Source organism: Kribbella sp. CA-245084 (genome assembly GCF_050942355.1).
GTDB lineage: Bacteria > Actinomycetota > Actinomycetes > Propionibacteriales > Kribbellaceae > Kribbella.
Genome location: NZ_CP192053.1, coordinates 686,728 through 700,863, shown reverse-complemented (window position 1 = coordinate 700,863; position 14,136 = coordinate 686,728). Strand labels below are relative to the sequence as shown.

Sequence of the window (14,136 nt, the reverse complement as noted above, 5' to 3'; positions counted from 1 at the left end):
GTACCTGACCGCCCGGCTCCATGTCCGGGGCCGGCCGGCAGTCAGAACTTGAGGGTTGGCCAGAGTTCGTAGAAGGCGGCTCGAGAGGTGTTGCCGCGGGCTTCTTCGGTGGCGTGGAGGCGGCCGAAGGTGAAGGGGTTGCCGCCGTCGGCGAAGACTTCGAGGGCCAGGTGGTGGAGGAGATCGCGGGAGACGACGGAGTCCTGGTGTTCACCGAGGATCTCCTGGACCTCTTCGGCCTGAGCAGCCAGTGCCGTCGCATCGTCGCCCAGCACAGGTACGGCGGACTCCGCGGCGTACCGGAGTCGTTTGGCGGCCTTGCGGACCTCGTGAAGCTCGTGGTCCTGCTCAGCAACCGTCTCCGCGGCCTGGGAGCGCTTGACCGCCTTGCGCATCCGTTTGCGGTCGTGGTGGAGGATGTCGTCGATCTGCTTGCTCGCCTTGCGGTCGTCGCCGGTCACCGGCGGCTTCGCGAGCAGTTCGTCCAAAGCATCGAGCAACCGGAAGTACCGCTCGCTCTCGAGCGCCGCGAGCGCACCCGCACGGCCGTCCTTGTAGACCCGGCGCAGGTGGTCGTCGATCCGCCCGGCGACGCGGCCGATCACGAGTTCGACCGGCTGCTCCGCGACCTCGGCCGCGAAATGTTCGCGCTGCACCTCCGCATCGCGCGCGACGCCGAGTTCACCGGCGAGCCACTTGAGCTCCGCCCGGATCTCGTCACCAGCCTCGCGATCGATCACCGGACGGTACGTCGCCAGCGCCGACCGCAGACGCCGCGTCGCGACCCGGAACTTGTGGATCGAGTCCGGGACATCACGCCGTACCTCGGGGTCCCGCTCGTGGATCGCCGTCACCTGCGCAGCGGCGTACGCGCGGAACAGGTCGGAGGTCCGCGGCTTCTTCGGCAGCGTCCAGTCCACGGACGACGGCACCCGACTGCCGAGCGCCCGCGCCAACTTGCTCGGACCGCTCGCGGGACGCGCGCCGGCCGACTTCAGCAGCTCACCGGCGTCCTCGAGCAGCAGTTTGTCCCCGCCGACCAGCTCGACCTCCCACTCGCGCCAGCTCTCCGGCTCGCCGCCCTCGACCGTCGCGGTGACGTTGTCGTCGGCGACCTCCGCGAGTACGGCGCCGTCCGCGTCGAGCAGGCGGTGTACGACGCGCCTCGTCTGCAGCGTGACGACCGGCACCAACGCGTGATCGCGCGCATGCACGCGGACCGTGCGAACGACCGCGATCGGCACGGTACGCACCGATCGCCCGAGCGGGTGATGGACCTCGAGCCGCTCGCCCGACGACACCGGGAACTTCACGTGCCAGCCGTCGTCCTCACCACCGGTGCGGCGGCGCAACGTCACCTTGTTCGCGGCCAGGTCGAGCGCGGCGGTGTCGTAGTACACCGCTTCCAGGTCGAGCTCGACGGGCTGGGCGACGCTCGCGACCCCGGGCAGCTCGTGCAGCGCCGGCAGGATCACGCTGTCGTCGACGTCGTACTTCGTCTCGATCTCAAGCTGCTCGGTCGGGTGCATACCCTCTTGTTTACCAGGAGTTCATGAACTGGTCAGGTGAGTGCGCGGAGATCGGCCACAAGTCGTTGCAGGTCACGATCCTCGATGCCGTTGACGGTCGGGCGGATCTGCTTGCGCTGGTTGCGATTGAGTGCCCGGCAGACCGCGGCGACGAGGACGAGTAGAGCGATCATGTCCGACCGACCCCCTTGAAGAACGTGTAGTGGAATGTGCCGCCGGGCTCGGCGGTCTTCTCGAGGTCGCGGATGCCTGTGTCCCAATCGGCCCGGGTACGCAGGCCGGCCGCGATCGCGCGTTCGCGGACGGATTCGACCATCGCGATGAACGTCTTGCGGGTGAACCCGTCGACGAGGTGCGGGAGGGTCTGGTCGGCGTACACGGTGCGTGGCTCGACGTGTACGTCGTCGTACCCGGCCTGATCGAGGAGCGGCTGGAGGCGCCGGCCGATGAGCGAGTCGCCGCCCGCCTCGGCCTGGAGGTCAACGAGGCAGTCGACGGCGGCCTGGGCCTGCGCACTGCGCGGGTGGTAGATGGCGGAACCGTGGTCGCCTTCGATCACCGTGATCGTGCCGCCGGGGTTCAGTAGGTCGCGCAGGCTGACCAGAGCCTTGCCCGGATCCGTGAGGTGCTCGAGGACGAAGCAGACGAAGATGTGGTCGAACTTCTCGCCGCGCAGGTCGTGGAGGTCTGCATGGCGCCAGTCGACTGCGGCGTCCGGAGCATGTACGGCGACGCGGGCCTTCGCCTGGGCGAGCGAGTCTTCGGAGACGTCGACCGATACGAGCTCGATGCCGGGGCTGCGGGTCACCAGTTGTACGGTCTGCGCGCCCACCCCGCAGCCCGCTTCCAGCACTCGGCTGCCGGCTGGGTAGGTGGTGCCGCCGTGGAGGAGGTCGGCGAGCGTTCCGGCCTGGTCCGCCAGGCGGCGGGTCTCTGCCGGGGTGTAGCCGTGGACGTAGTCAGTTCCCATACCTCTAAGATCCAGCCACAATGGTCCTGTGAACAGGTCCAATCCGGGGAGAAGTGGTCGGTCCAATGGAGGCGCGGACTTCCTTCAACTGGATCCGGCCGAGGCGCCGCCCGGCGGTCTCGCGAACTGGCTCACCGACCGCCTCCGCACGGCGATCTCCACCGGCCACCTCCCGGTCGGCACCCGCCTCCCCGCCACCCGCACCCTCGCCACCGACCTAGGCATCTCCCGAGGCGTAGTCACCGAGTCCTACCAACGCCTAACCGAAGACGGCCACATCACCACCCACGGCCGCGCCGGCACCGTCGTCGTCGGCGCACCAATCAGCACGACGCCGGCATCGGCCGACATCTCGACAGGACGTAGTCGTCTACGTATACCCCTTCGCCCGCCTGGGGCACTGCGAGAAGAGGCCGGATTGGGCGACACCTCCTGTCGTCCTGCAGAAAATCTGTTCGAAGCCGGGCTCGCGATCTTCGACGACCTGCGGGCGGTCCCCTCGCGGATCGACCTCACGCCGGGGGTGCCGGATCTGGCCTCCTTTCCGCGGGCGGCCTGGTTGCGGGCTGAGCGGGCGGTGCTTAGCGATCTGGAGTCGGCGAGCTTTGGGTACGGCGATCCGGCGGGGACGCCTGCCCTGCGACGGGCGGTGGCGAACTGGCTCGCGCGCAATCGCGGGATCGCGGCCGACCCCGACGACCTGATCATCGTGGCTGGTGTTGCGCAGGCGATCGGGCTGGCGGCGCAGGTGCTCGCGCAGCGCGGAGTACACGAGATCGCCGTCGAGGATCCCGGCTCGCTGGGATCCCGGCAGCACCTGCAGAACTGGGGCATGCGCACCCCGCCCATCCCCGTCGACGACCGCGGCCTACAGGTCGACGTACTTCGGGAGTCCGCCGCCCGGGTGGTCATGGTGACGCCTGCGCACCACTTCCCGACCGGGGTAGTGCTCGACGGTGAACGCCGTCGTGAGCTGATCCAGTGGGCCGCGGACGGCGGGCTGATCATCGAGGACGACTACGACGCCGAACACCGGTACGACCGCCTGCCGGTGCCCGCACTCCACGCGATGCTGACCGACCACGTGATCTACGCCGGCAGCATCTCCAAGCTCCTCGCACCGTCGCTGCGGATCGGCTGGATGCTCCCGCCCCCGCAGTACAAGGACGAGCTCGTCGGCCGCAAACGCCTGGCCGACCTCGGCAACGCGGCGCTCCCGCAACTCACGCTCGCCCACCTGATGGAGTCCGGCGAACTCGAACGCCACCTCCGCTTCCTCCGCCGCCGGCACCGGGTCCGCCGCGACGCGATGGTCACCGCCATCCACAACTACTTGCCCACCGCAACCATCCACGGCGCCGCCGCCGGCCTGCACCTCACGATCACCTTCGACGACCGCACCGACGACGCCGACCTGGCCGCGTCTGCCCTGGCCAAAGGGGTCAAAACCCACCCCCTGTCCTGGCACAGCCAACTCCCCCACGCACCCGGCCTCGTCCTGGGCTACGCCGCCCGCACCCCCACCGAGATCACCGAAGCCATCGCCACCATCGCGGGTGCATAAGGACAGGAGGTAGTCGGCTCGAGCCTGCCGCGTCGGCGCGGGCCCCGCGGGAACGGGGGCTGCCAAGGGACTACCTCCTGTCCTTAGCGCGTATAAAGCGGCGCCATCGCGAGGGCGAACTGGGTCATCAGGTCCGGGTTGATCGCGCGTGCCGGAAGCGGCACGAGGTCGACAAGCTTGTCGTCGCCGACGCGGATCGTCGTGCGGCCGGTGGCGGTGTCGACGTACCCCTCGTCGCCGAGCGGGATCGGCTGGGAGGTCGCAGCTTTGCGGATCGGGACCATCAACGCCTTCGCCTGCGTCGTCCGGCGAACCGACGTGTACAGCACGCTCGTCGTACTGACCCAGCCGCAGACCGGGTCGCCGACGAGCGTCTCGCCGTCCCGCCGGGCCTCCGCCGGCCCACCCATGACCTTCTCGGCCGCGGACGAACCGCGCTCACAGTCCTGCCGGGTGATCAGCAGGTCCGCCGCCGGTAGCCCCGGCACCTGCCGGATCGCTTCCTGACCGAGGACGACGTACTTCGCGAGCGTGGCCTTGGGCCCGGCGATCTTGTACAGCTTCCCGTCCAGCAGGAACACCACGAAGGTGCTGGTCCCGTACCCGCCCTCGCCCAGCAGCACAGGCTTGGCCGGCTCCTTCTTCGTCGCCGCGTACGCCTTCTGCGTCGCCGCCAACGTCGCCTTTGTTGCCAGAAGCACCGAAGTTTCGACCTTCAGTACCGGCCCGTTCGGAGCCGTGCTGAGCGTCAACTGACAGACGTCGTACGTCGGAAGGCCGAAATCGACCGGTGGCGTCTCGGGCTGGATGTTCGCAACTGGCACCGCGAGCGTCGACTGCACGAGGGTGGCGTCCATCCGCACGCACAGCGTGTCCGCGACCTTCGAACCGGACGACGGCGTCACGGACGGCGTCTCCGACGGGGTCTCGGAAGGAGTCTGCGAAACCGACACCAGCGGCGGCGCACTCGGCGCGTCCTCCTGACCGGGACCGCTACAACCCGCGAGAAGTACGACGGCCAGCCCGGCAGCGATCAGGGTACGCATGATGCCTTGAAGCCTAACGGGCTGCGCGGAGGTCTCTTTCGCGGACGGCGTGTTCGTCGGTGCGGGCGTCGTACCGCCAGAACTCGCGCAGCCAAGCGGCGGTGCCGGCCACGCCGATGACGCACAGAGCGCCGCCGCTGACGATCGCAGTACGGACGCCGGTGAGGTCGGCGACGATACCGGACCGCGCCTGGCCGCCGAGCGGGCCGAGGGAGTACCCGAGCATCTCGATCCCGGCCAGCCGGCCGCGCATCTCGTCGGGGATCGTCTGGTTCCAGATCACCGAGCGGAACAGCACCGACACCATGTCGGCCGCTCCGGCCAGCGCGAAGAACCCGATCGCGAACCAGATGTTCGGCGCGAGCCCGGCGATGCCGACGGCGGCGCCCCAGCCCATCGTGGCCAGCACCACCGCCCGCCCCTGGTGATGGACGTGTTTCGCCCAGCCGCTGGTCAGGCTCGCGCACATCGCGCCGATCGCCTCGGCGCTGTACAGGAGACCGAGCAGTTTCGGCTCCTTCAGGATGTCCGTCGCGAACGCCGGGAACAGCACGATCGGCATCGCCAGGAACATCCCGACCATGTCCACCAGGTACGTCGCCAGCAGGTCCTTACGGCGGAACGCGTACACGATCCCGCCGCCGATCGCGCGCAGACTGGGCGCGGTGGTGTGGTCACCCGCCTTGTACGAGCCGAGCCGGGAGTAGAGCAACGTCGCGAACACGATCCCGGTCAGCTCGATCGCAAACGCCCAGGTCACGCCCGCCGTACCGACCAGAACACCGCCCAGCGCCGGACCCGCGAGCTGACCGACCTGTGAGGTCAGCGAGCTCAGCGCGACCGCCGCCGGGATCTCCTGATGGCGGACCACGCGCGGCAGGAGCGCCTCCCGCGAGGGCCGCTGCAGCGAGGAGGCGACGGCGTTCAGCGCGCCGCAGACGTAGATCAGCCAGATCTGCGGGTGCGCCAGCAGGGTGTTGGTGACCATCAGCGCGGAGATCACGACCTGCGCGATCCCGGTGCCGACGAGCAGCTTGCGGCGTTCGACGTGGTCGGCCAGCGCACCGCCGTACAGGCCGAACACGACGAGTGGTGCGATCGTCACCAGACCCATCGCGCCGACGGCGAAGTTCGATCCGGTGAGTTGGTACAGCTGGTACGGCAGAGCGACGTACCCGACCATTCCTCCGAGGAAGAACACCGATCCGGACACCAGCAGGATGCGGAAGTCACGGGAACCACGCCACGGGGTCAGATCGACGCGCAACCGGGCCAGTCGCGTGCGGAGACTTGCTGCCACCGGAACATACTGACAGGTCCTACCGGTAGGAACGAACCTGATTTTCGGCCACCCTTTCGATCACCGTCGAAACGTCCGGCCGCGACCCTCGCAGCGCCCTAGCGTGGAACCGATTGGTTGCCTAAGGCGTCAATCTCACCGGCTGGGAACGCCCGGCCGGTTCTCGGGAAACGGAGACGAACCGCATGATCTCGATCAGGTCGGCACGCACCCGGCTGCTCGCCACGCTCGCCGTAGGCGCTGCCGCCGGTGCCACCCTGCTTGTTCCCCCGGCCGCCCAGGCCACTGGTACGGCGACCACGGCCGCTACGAGCACGACCGCCGTGTCGTCGCTGCTCAAGCCGGGTGAGTACCTGAAGCCGGGCCAGTACCGTCGCTCGCCCAACGGGATCTACACGCTCCTCATGCAGACCGACGGCAACGCCGTCCTCTACAAGGGCCGCACCGCGCTGTGGGGCTCGATGACCAACCGCAAGGCCTCCAGCCTGATCATGCAGCGCGACGGCAACCTGGTCGTCATCTCCGGCCGTACGCCGGTCTGGGCCAGCAACACCGGCGGCAGCACCGGTGCGTACCTGGCCGTGCAGAACGACTCCAACCTGGTCATCTACAACGTCCGCAACAAGGCGGTCTGGTTCCGGCACATGGTGATCGGCACGCTCGGCTCCGGCCGGCTGCTGAACCCCTACGACATGCTGTTCTCGCCGAGCCGGGTCTATCGCCTGCAGATGCAGACCGACGGCAACCTCGTCATGGTGAAGAACGGCAAGACCCCGGTCTGGTCCACCAAGACGGTCAGCAAGGGCGCGTTCGCCGTCATGCAGCAGGACGGCAACTTCGTCGTCTACAGCGCCGCCAAGAAGGCACTGTGGTCCAGCAAGACCGTCCGCAAGGGCTCCGTGCTGCAGATGCGGGACGACGGCCGCCTGGTGATCGTGTACGGCCGTACGGCGGTTTGGTCCACCTCGGCCCACTGACCGAACGCTGTCGATCCGAAGAACGTGAGCCGCGGTGCTGCAGGGGAGCGCCGCGGCTCCCTTCACGCCCGGATCAACGGCAGTAGCCCGGTCAGGTCGGTGCGCTCGCCGCTGGCGCGGAGTTTGCCGCTCAATCGAGCGTCGGCCCAGGTCGTGCGGCCCAGTGCGACATCGATCCACAGTTCCGGCGGAAGTTCGATCACCGCGCCCGGCGTACCGCGGGTGTGGCGCGGGCCTTCGATGCATTGCACCGCGCCGTACGGCGGGACGCGCACCTCGACGGCGTGACCTGGCGCCTTTGCCACCAAGAGTTTCAGCAGTTCCTTGGTGAGCAGTTTCAAGTCGGCGCGGTCCGCCGTACTGTCGTTGTAGCGCTGCAAGGCCTGCTGGAACGGGGGTTCGGACATCTCCACGACGTGCCAGCGTACGCGCGGGTTTGCGGTGACGCCCCTCTCGTCAGCGATAATCGGCCGGGAGAGAGGGAAGCGAGGTCGGGATGCTCACGCCCAGGCACCAGGCGCTGCTGATGACGCTGGCGGGAATGACCGTCGGCGTAGCCGTGTTCGGCACCGTGCTCGCCATCAACGGCGGCAATCCGTTCGCCACCGACAACAACACCTCGGTGGGGATCGTGAGCCCGGCTCCACCTAGCACGCCTGCCTGTGCCGGTTGTCTCGCGCCCGGCTCGCTGCAATACATCGTGCAGGACTTCGGCACCGACGACGATCCGGTGTCCGCGGAGGTCCCGGCCGGCTGGAAGAGCGCCCAGGACGGCACGCGGCCGAAGTTCCTCGACCCGACCGGCGTCTGGCAGGTCCGGTTCGATACGCGGGGCAGCAAGCAGACGCCCGATCAGCTGGTCGCCGGCCGCGAGCACAGCATCGACGAGCACAACCTGAAGGTGCTCAGCCGCGACAACGGCACGCTGGTCTACACCTACACCGATCAGGCCCGCGGGCCGCGGATGGGTCTTTCGCGCTGGATCTCGCTCGACGGCGGCAAGACGTCAGCGGTGGAGATCACCGTCGGCGGCCGCCCGCAGGACGAGGCCGGCCTCCGCGCCGTACTCCAGCAGGCGACCGACACGCTCAAACTGCCGGTCGCACCGGGCGATACCCGTCCCAACTAACACTTGATGTCGGTGGCCGGGGTGTTGCCCTGCACCAGGTAGCTCTCGACGACGTTCTTCACACACGCGTTCCCCGAGAGGTACGCCGTATGCCCGTCGCCGTCGCGCGTGACCAGGACACCGCTTTCCAGCTGGTGCGCCAGGCTGACGGCCCACTCGTACGGCGTGGCCGGGTCACGCGTCGTACCGACGACCATGATCGGCTTCGCGCCGGCCGCCTTGATCTTGTGCGGCTGGTTGACCGGCTTCACCGGCCAGTTCGCGCAGGACACCGACGACCAGGCGAGGAACTCACCGAACCGCGGTGACGCGGTCTTGTACGCCGGCAGGTTCGCCTCGATCTGCGCGATCGAGGTGAAGTCTGGGTGATCGAGGCAGTTGATCGCGATATTGACCTCGTTCGAGTTGTCGGCGTACCCGCTCTGCTGACGGTCGGTGTACTCGTCGGCGAGTGCGAGCAGGCGGGCGCCGTCCCCCGCGAGCCCGTCGGCGACGGCGTCCTCGAGGCGCGGCCAGAAGTCCTTCAGGTACAGCGGGTAGATCAGGCCGAGGACGACCAGGGCCTGCGTGACCTTGCGATTCCCATCGCCGGGCAGCGGATTCGCGTCGCTGTCCTTGATCAGCTGGTCGACCTTGGCCAGCACCTCGGTCTTGCTGCTGCCGAGCTTGCAGGACCGCTGCGCGCAGTCCTCGGCGAACGCGTCCAGCGCCTTGTCGAAGCCCTTCGCCTGCGCGATCCCCATCTGCTCGTTGGTGATCGACGGGTCGACCGCGCCGTCCAGCACCATCCGGCCGACGTTCTTCGGGAACAGCTCGGCGTACGTCGCTCCGAGGTACGTGCCGTACGACATCCCCATGTAGTACAGCTGCGGGTCGCCGACGATGCCTCGCAGTACGTCGATGTCGCGCGCGGCGTCCTTGGTCGACAGGTGCGGCAGCAGGCGACCGGAACGTGCTTCACAGCCGGCGGCGAAGGTCTTCGCTTCCTTGTCGAGGTCCGCGATCTCGGCCGCGTTGTCCGGGCTGCCGTCGGCGGCGATCATCGTGTCCAGCTGCTCGGTGTCCAGGCACTTGACCGGGGTGGACTCCCCGACGCCGCGCGGGTCCCAGCCGATGATGTCGAACTTCCGCAGCAGCGAGGAGCCGAACAGCAGCGGCGCCTGCCCGGCGAAGTCCTGCCCGGACGCACCCGGACCGCCCGGGTTGATGAACAGCGTGCCGAGCCGACCGCCGCGATCCCGCGCCAGCACCTTCCGCGCCCGCAACTCGATCGTCTGGCCGGCCGGCTTGGTGTAGTCGAGGGGGACGAGGATGGTCGCGCACTGCTGGTTGGAGCCGCAGCGTTCCCAGTCCGGCTTCTGCTGGTAGAACTTCTCCAGCCCGGCCGGGATCGGGCCCACAGGTGCGCTCGGCGGGTTGGTGCCGATGCCGGGCACCTCGGTGCCGCTGCCCGCGTTCTGGGCGCGACTGGCCACTCCGCATCCGCTCGCCAGGACCGCAAGAGTTGCTACCAGTACGGTCGACCTGCGGAATCTCACTGCGCGGTTTCTCCCTCGTCGTCGTGGTGCAGGCGGCGGCGCCGGCGCGGTTTCCGAACCCGCCGCTCCTCGCGGGCCTCTTCTTCCGGTGCGGCTGGTGTTGCGGGTTCGGCGTGTGGTGCGGCTTCGGCCTGTGGTGCGGGTCCAGCGTGCGGTGCGGGTCCAGCGTGCGGTGCGGGTCCAGCGTGTGGTGCGGGCACGGTGTCGGCTGCGGGCGTGATGGCCGGCGTACCGGCTGGTTCGATCGGGGCGGCGTCCGGGGTCGTCGTACCGGATGCCTCGTACTGCTGCCGCGGCGAGCACACGTCCGCGCGGCTGCAGGCGCAGCGCCGGCCCGAGGCCGCCAGCCGGACGACCACGGTGTCGCTCGGCACGTTGTGCCCGACCACCACTCCATCACCCGCGGGGGTCTCCACCGCGCTCCCCAGAGCCGGCGCCTTCGCGTTGAACTCCTGGTAGAGCGGGTGCTCGTACTTCAGGCAGCACATCAGCCGGCCGCACGCGCCGGAGATCTTCAGCGGATTCAGCGGCAGGTCCTGGTCCTTCGCCATCCGCACGCTGACCGGCTCGAAATCCTTCAGGAACGTCGCGCAGCACAAGTCCCGCCCGCACGGCCCGATCCCGCCCTGCAACCGCGCCTCGTCGCGGGCACCGACCTGCCGGAGCTCGATGCGGGCTCTGAGCGCCCGTGCCAGATCCCGTACGAGTTCGCGGAAGTCCACCCGGTGCGGGGCCGAGAAGTACACGATCACCAGCTGATCGACATCCGGCCGCCGGTCGACGAAGTCGATCCCGACCACCTTCATCGGCAGATCGTGCTGCCGGATCGTCCGCTTAGCGATCACCCGTGCGTCAGCCCGCCGCTGCCGGTTCTGCTCGTCGCGATCCAGGTCCTTCGCGGTGGCGATGCCCTCACACAGCGGCAGCCCCCCAACCTCCTCGGTGACGTACTGCGGCGCCCACACGCACTCAGCCACCTCAGGCCCGTCGTCAGTAGGCACGAGCACTTTCTCCCCGACCCGGGGCCGAAACTCACCCGGGTCCAGGTAATAAAGCCGCCCGTACCGCTCGAACGACACCGCCATGACCATGCCCACGCCGTCAGAGTACTTGCAGATTGTTCTGGTCGACCCCCAACGTCGCGGACCTGTTGTTCGTCTGGGTGAGTGAGAGGGGTGGTGGGGTGGCTGACTGGGAGCCCGCGTTTCGGGCGTTGCTGGCTTCGCGGGGTGGTGCGCTTCGGAGCTATGCCTACCTGCTAACCGGCGACGCGAGTACAGCCGGCGACCTCGTCCAGGAAGCGCTCACGCGGGTGTTCAGCCGGCGGCGGATCGGTGGAGACGTCAACGAACTCGAGGCGTACGTACGCCGCGCGATGCTCAACCAGTACATCGACAGCCGCCGCCGACTCCGGCGCTGGAACGCGACCCGCCACCTGCTGGTCGACGTACCGCACCACGACGACGACCGACTGGCGGTCGCGGACGAGGTCCGGCGAGCGCTCGCGACCCTGTCACCCAAGCAGCGCGCGTGCGTCGTACTCCGCTACTACGAAGACCTGCCAGTCACCGAGATCGCCGACGAACTCGGCTGCGCCGAAGGCACCGTCAAGCGCCACCTAGCCGATGCAAGAGCAAAGCTCGCCACCCAACTCGGCGTCACCGAAGAGAGCACCCCATGACAGATCTCCAAGACCTACTCCGAACCACCGCCGCCGAGGGCAGCAACACCGTCGACCTAGCCGAGAACGCCGTCGCCGACCGCATCCGTCACCGCCGCACCCGAACCCAACGCCTCACGGTCGCCGGTACGGCGCTGGTCGCCGCCGCGGTCATCGCGGGCACCACGTGGACCGTCTACCCCGGCGGTGGACACCAGCCGACAGCAAATGGGCCGTCTGCAGCCGCCATCCCGCCTCGAATCGTCACGTCCGACTTCGCCGGTCCCAGTGGCATGGAGGCGCTCCTCGTAGCCACGCTGACCGCCGACGCGAACGGCTGCGTTCGAGCGCAGGCGGGGGAATCCGCGGTGACTCTCGTGTGGCCCCGCGGGTACACCGTCCGCGGAGACTCACAAGCTTTCGAAATCCTCGACGCCATCGGCAAGGTTGTCGCGCGGTCCGGCGTACCAATCAGCATCGGCGGCGGAGGTGCAGACAGGTTCCAGAACACCTGGACGGGCCGCGAGTGCGCAACCGGCGGCCATCTGTGGATGGTCGGCGGCATCAGCGCCCGGCGGTAGCTAGCGGTGGCTGTCTTTTACTGTGCTGGTTAGTTTTTCGTGGTTGGGGCCGTAGGTGGCGCAGACGACCAGGCGGTCGTCGTCCCAGATGGAACGGGTGGGGGTCCAGTAGGAGAGGTCGAGTTCGGAGTCGTCGGGGGATTTGCCGACGTAGCTGGTGAAGCGGGGGGTGCAGGCGCGGTCGGCGGCTTTGTCTACGCCGTTGTCGCCCGGGTACGGGCCCTCGGGGAGGGTGACGTCGGCGATGACCTCGCCGTCGTGGGCGAGGGTGCACGGTTGGCGGACGACCTCGGCTTCCTCGCTGCCGTCGTCGAAGCATTCACCGACGGCCAGGTCGTCGACGCTGGTCGTCGGGCCGGTGGAGTACGACGAGACCGGCTCGGGCGATCCGGAGCCTTCGTCGTACGTCGAGCCGAGCACGATCAGGAACCCGATCAGTGCGACGTACCCGATCGTCACGAGCGAACCGATCACCAGCCCGGCGATCGCCATCCCCTTGCCGGCCTGCTGGCGGCGCTTGATCTGCACGAGCGCGGCAATGCCGAGACCGATCGCGACCGGCGCGGACAGGCCGATGAAGATCCCGCCGATCCCGGTCGCCAGCGCCGCGGCCGCCAGCCCGTTCGATCCGCCCGACCCCGTGTAGCCGTACCCATACCCGTACGGCGCCGGCGCCTGCCCGTACTGCGCCGGATACTGCGCCGGCCCATACCCCTGCCCGTACGCCGACTGCGGCGCCTGCGGCCCGTATGACGGCTGCCCATAACTCCCCGGCGGCCCGTACTGCGGCTGCGACCCATAAGGCGCCTGCCCAGGAGCCAGCTGCCCGTACTGCGCCTGCCCCGGACCCGGCTGCCCGTACTGCGGCTGCCCCGGAGCCGGCTGCGGCTGTCCCGGAGCCACCCAAGGCGCCCCGGCCTGCGACGAACCGGTCTGCTGCGAATGCTCCTGCCCGGCCCGCCCGTACGTCGGAAACGCCCGCGTCGGGTCCTGCGCCGGGAAGACCTGGGTCGGGTCCTGGGTCGGGAACGACTGGGTGGCGTCCTGGGTGGCGTCGTGCGGCCTGTCCTGCGGACGTTCTGGTTCGTACGGTGGCTGAGTCACGCTACCCCCACTGCTCCCCCGCGGGCATTACCGCTGTGATCCGCGCATCGTACCCGTCAGCTTGGTCCCCGGCATCCCGACCAGACACAGGACGTTGCCGTCAGCAACGTCACGATTTTCCAGTACGACGTAGTACATGTCCAGCTCGGACCGCTCGTACGGCTTCCCGACGAACTCGACGAACGCCCCCGCGCACTGCTGCGTCGCCACCGTCCCGGTCTCCGCGACGGACAGCCCGGCCAGCGCCGCGCTCACCTTCGCGTACGCCTCGCCGGTGTGCGGCGCGGCGCAGTCCGCGATCCGCACCAGCTTCAGCGCATCGGCGTCCAGGTCCGCGTCGAAACAACGGCCGACAGCCACCTGCGAGATCGACACCGTCCGGCCGATCCCGGCCCGGTGCTCACCGACCAGGTTGAGCGTCACCGCGACCGCGGTCGCGATCACCCAGCACAACGAGACCAGCAACGCACCGTATGCAAGCCGTTTCCCGCGGCCACCGGACCGTTTGATCCGCCGCAACGCGATCCCGGCGAGCACGACGGCGATCGGCACCATCCCGGGCAGGCTGGTCGCGAGCGCCGCGACGGCGTACCCGTCCTGCTTCTGCTGTGCCGGGGTCGGTACGCCCTCGAGCCATGACTCAGCCGACGGCAACGGCTGCCGCGCAGGCTGGATCTCGGAGGGCGGCTGGTTCATCGGCGTCCGTTCGGCGAAAGTGCCGAGCGATCTGCTTCACCC

At 68.9% G+C, this 14,136-nt stretch carries 15 protein-coding genes; 5 read left to right on the top strand and 10 right to left on the bottom strand.

From position 1 onward, the window contains the following. Nucleotides 1–41: 41 nt before the first annotated feature. From ACQPYH_RS03520 to ACQPYH_RS03510, 3 genes are read right to left on the bottom strand one after another with little or no spacing between them, the layout of a single operon-like run. Nucleotides 42–1,529: a CHAD domain-containing protein gene (locus ACQPYH_RS03520; protein WP_432886448.1), complete on the bottom strand. Its 1,488-nt coding sequence runs from the start codon at nt 1,527–1,529 to the stop codon at nt 42–44. A 32-nt stretch (nt 1,530–1,561) separates the two neighbouring features. Continuing rightward, nucleotides 1,562–1,702, bottom strand: coding sequence for a hypothetical protein (locus tag ACQPYH_RS03515; RefSeq protein ID WP_432886445.1), 141 nt, complete (start codon nt 1,700–1,702; stop codon nt 1,562–1,564). After that, nucleotides 1,699–2,499, bottom strand: a complete 801-nt coding sequence (locus tag ACQPYH_RS03510) for a methyltransferase (protein WP_432886437.1) — start codon at nt 2,497–2,499, stop codon at nt 1,699–1,701. Before ACQPYH_RS03510 ends, ACQPYH_RS03515 begins: the two co-directional genes overlap by 4 nt. Before the next feature lie 28 nt (nt 2,500–2,527). Here ACQPYH_RS03510 and ACQPYH_RS03505 point away from each other — a divergent pair, with 28 nt between their 5' ends. Continuing rightward, complete coding sequence (locus ACQPYH_RS03505) at nt 2,528–4,063, top strand: PLP-dependent aminotransferase family protein (RefSeq protein WP_432886433.1); 1,536 nt, start codon at nt 2,528–2,530, stop codon at nt 4,061–4,063. Between the two features lie 83 nt (nt 4,064–4,146). Here ACQPYH_RS03505 and ACQPYH_RS03500 read toward each other — a convergent pair whose 3' ends face one another. Then, on the bottom strand, nt 4,147–5,109 hold the full coding sequence (locus ACQPYH_RS03500) for a hypothetical protein (protein ID WP_432886430.1): 963 nt from the start codon (nt 5,107–5,109) through the stop codon (nt 4,147–4,149). Nucleotides 5,110–5,122: 13 nt separating this feature from the next. After that, complete coding sequence (locus ACQPYH_RS03495) at nt 5,123–6,409, bottom strand: MFS transporter (RefSeq protein WP_432886425.1); 1,287 nt, start codon at nt 6,407–6,409, stop codon at nt 5,123–5,125. Nucleotides 6,410–6,594: 185 nt separating this feature from the next. On the opposite strand from ACQPYH_RS03495, the gene ACQPYH_RS03490 reads away from it, so the two are divergent. Beyond that, nucleotides 6,595–7,386, top strand: coding sequence for a hypothetical protein (locus ACQPYH_RS03490; protein WP_432886422.1), 792 nt, complete (start codon nt 6,595–6,597; stop codon nt 7,384–7,386). 62 nt (nt 7,387–7,448) lie between these two features. Here ACQPYH_RS03490 and ACQPYH_RS03485 read toward each other — a convergent pair whose 3' ends face one another. After that, nucleotides 7,449–7,793, bottom strand: coding sequence for a sterol carrier family protein (locus ACQPYH_RS03485; RefSeq protein WP_432894330.1), 345 nt, complete (start codon nt 7,791–7,793; stop codon nt 7,449–7,451). Nucleotides 7,794–7,882: 89 nt separating this feature from the next. Between ACQPYH_RS03485 and ACQPYH_RS03480 the strand changes: the two genes are divergently transcribed. Continuing rightward, nucleotides 7,883–8,515 (top strand): hypothetical protein, encoded by a 633-nt coding sequence (locus ACQPYH_RS03480; RefSeq protein ID WP_432886419.1) that lies wholly within the window; start codon nt 7,883–7,885, stop codon nt 8,513–8,515. Here ACQPYH_RS03480 and ACQPYH_RS03475 read toward each other — a convergent pair. Together ACQPYH_RS03475 and ricT are read right to left on the bottom strand one after the other, a co-directional pair. Beyond that, nucleotides 8,512–10,053, bottom strand: coding sequence for an alpha/beta hydrolase (locus ACQPYH_RS03475; protein WP_432886416.1), 1,542 nt, complete (start codon nt 10,051–10,053; stop codon nt 8,512–8,514). The two genes, ACQPYH_RS03480 and ACQPYH_RS03475, sit on opposite strands and share 4 nt — an antisense overlap. Next, on the bottom strand, nt 10,050–11,144 hold the full coding sequence (gene ricT / locus ACQPYH_RS03470) for a regulatory iron-sulfur-containing complex subunit RicT (protein WP_432894328.1): 1,095 nt from the start codon (nt 11,142–11,144) through the stop codon (nt 10,050–10,052). Before ricT ends, ACQPYH_RS03475 begins: the two co-directional genes overlap by 4 nt. Before the next feature lie 92 nt (nt 11,145–11,236). Between ricT and ACQPYH_RS03465 the strand changes: the two genes are divergently transcribed. Together ACQPYH_RS03465 and ACQPYH_RS03460 are read left to right on the top strand one after the other, a co-directional pair. After that, nucleotides 11,237–11,734: a SigE family RNA polymerase sigma factor gene (locus ACQPYH_RS03465; RefSeq protein ID WP_432886413.1), complete on the top strand. Its 498-nt coding sequence runs from the start codon at nt 11,237–11,239 to the stop codon at nt 11,732–11,734. Continuing rightward, nucleotides 11,731–12,294, top strand: a complete 564-nt coding sequence (locus tag ACQPYH_RS03460; RefSeq protein ID WP_432886410.1) for a hypothetical protein — start codon at nt 11,731–11,733, stop codon at nt 12,292–12,294. Before ACQPYH_RS03465 ends, ACQPYH_RS03460 begins: the two co-directional genes overlap by 4 nt. Here the strand turns inward: ACQPYH_RS03460 and ACQPYH_RS03455 are convergent, their stop codons facing one another. Together ACQPYH_RS03455 and ACQPYH_RS03450 are read right to left on the bottom strand one after the other, a co-directional pair. Beyond that, entirely contained in the window at nt 12,295–13,398 is a 1,104-nt protein-coding gene (locus tag ACQPYH_RS03455; RefSeq protein WP_432886407.1) for a DUF4190 domain-containing protein, read from the bottom strand. It abuts the gene before it with no gap. Between the two features lie 27 nt (nt 13,399–13,425). Further along, entirely contained in the window at nt 13,426–14,094 is a 669-nt protein-coding gene (locus ACQPYH_RS03450) for a DUF4190 domain-containing protein (RefSeq protein ID WP_130446002.1), read from the bottom strand. Nucleotides 14,095–14,136: the final 42 nt, after the last annotated feature.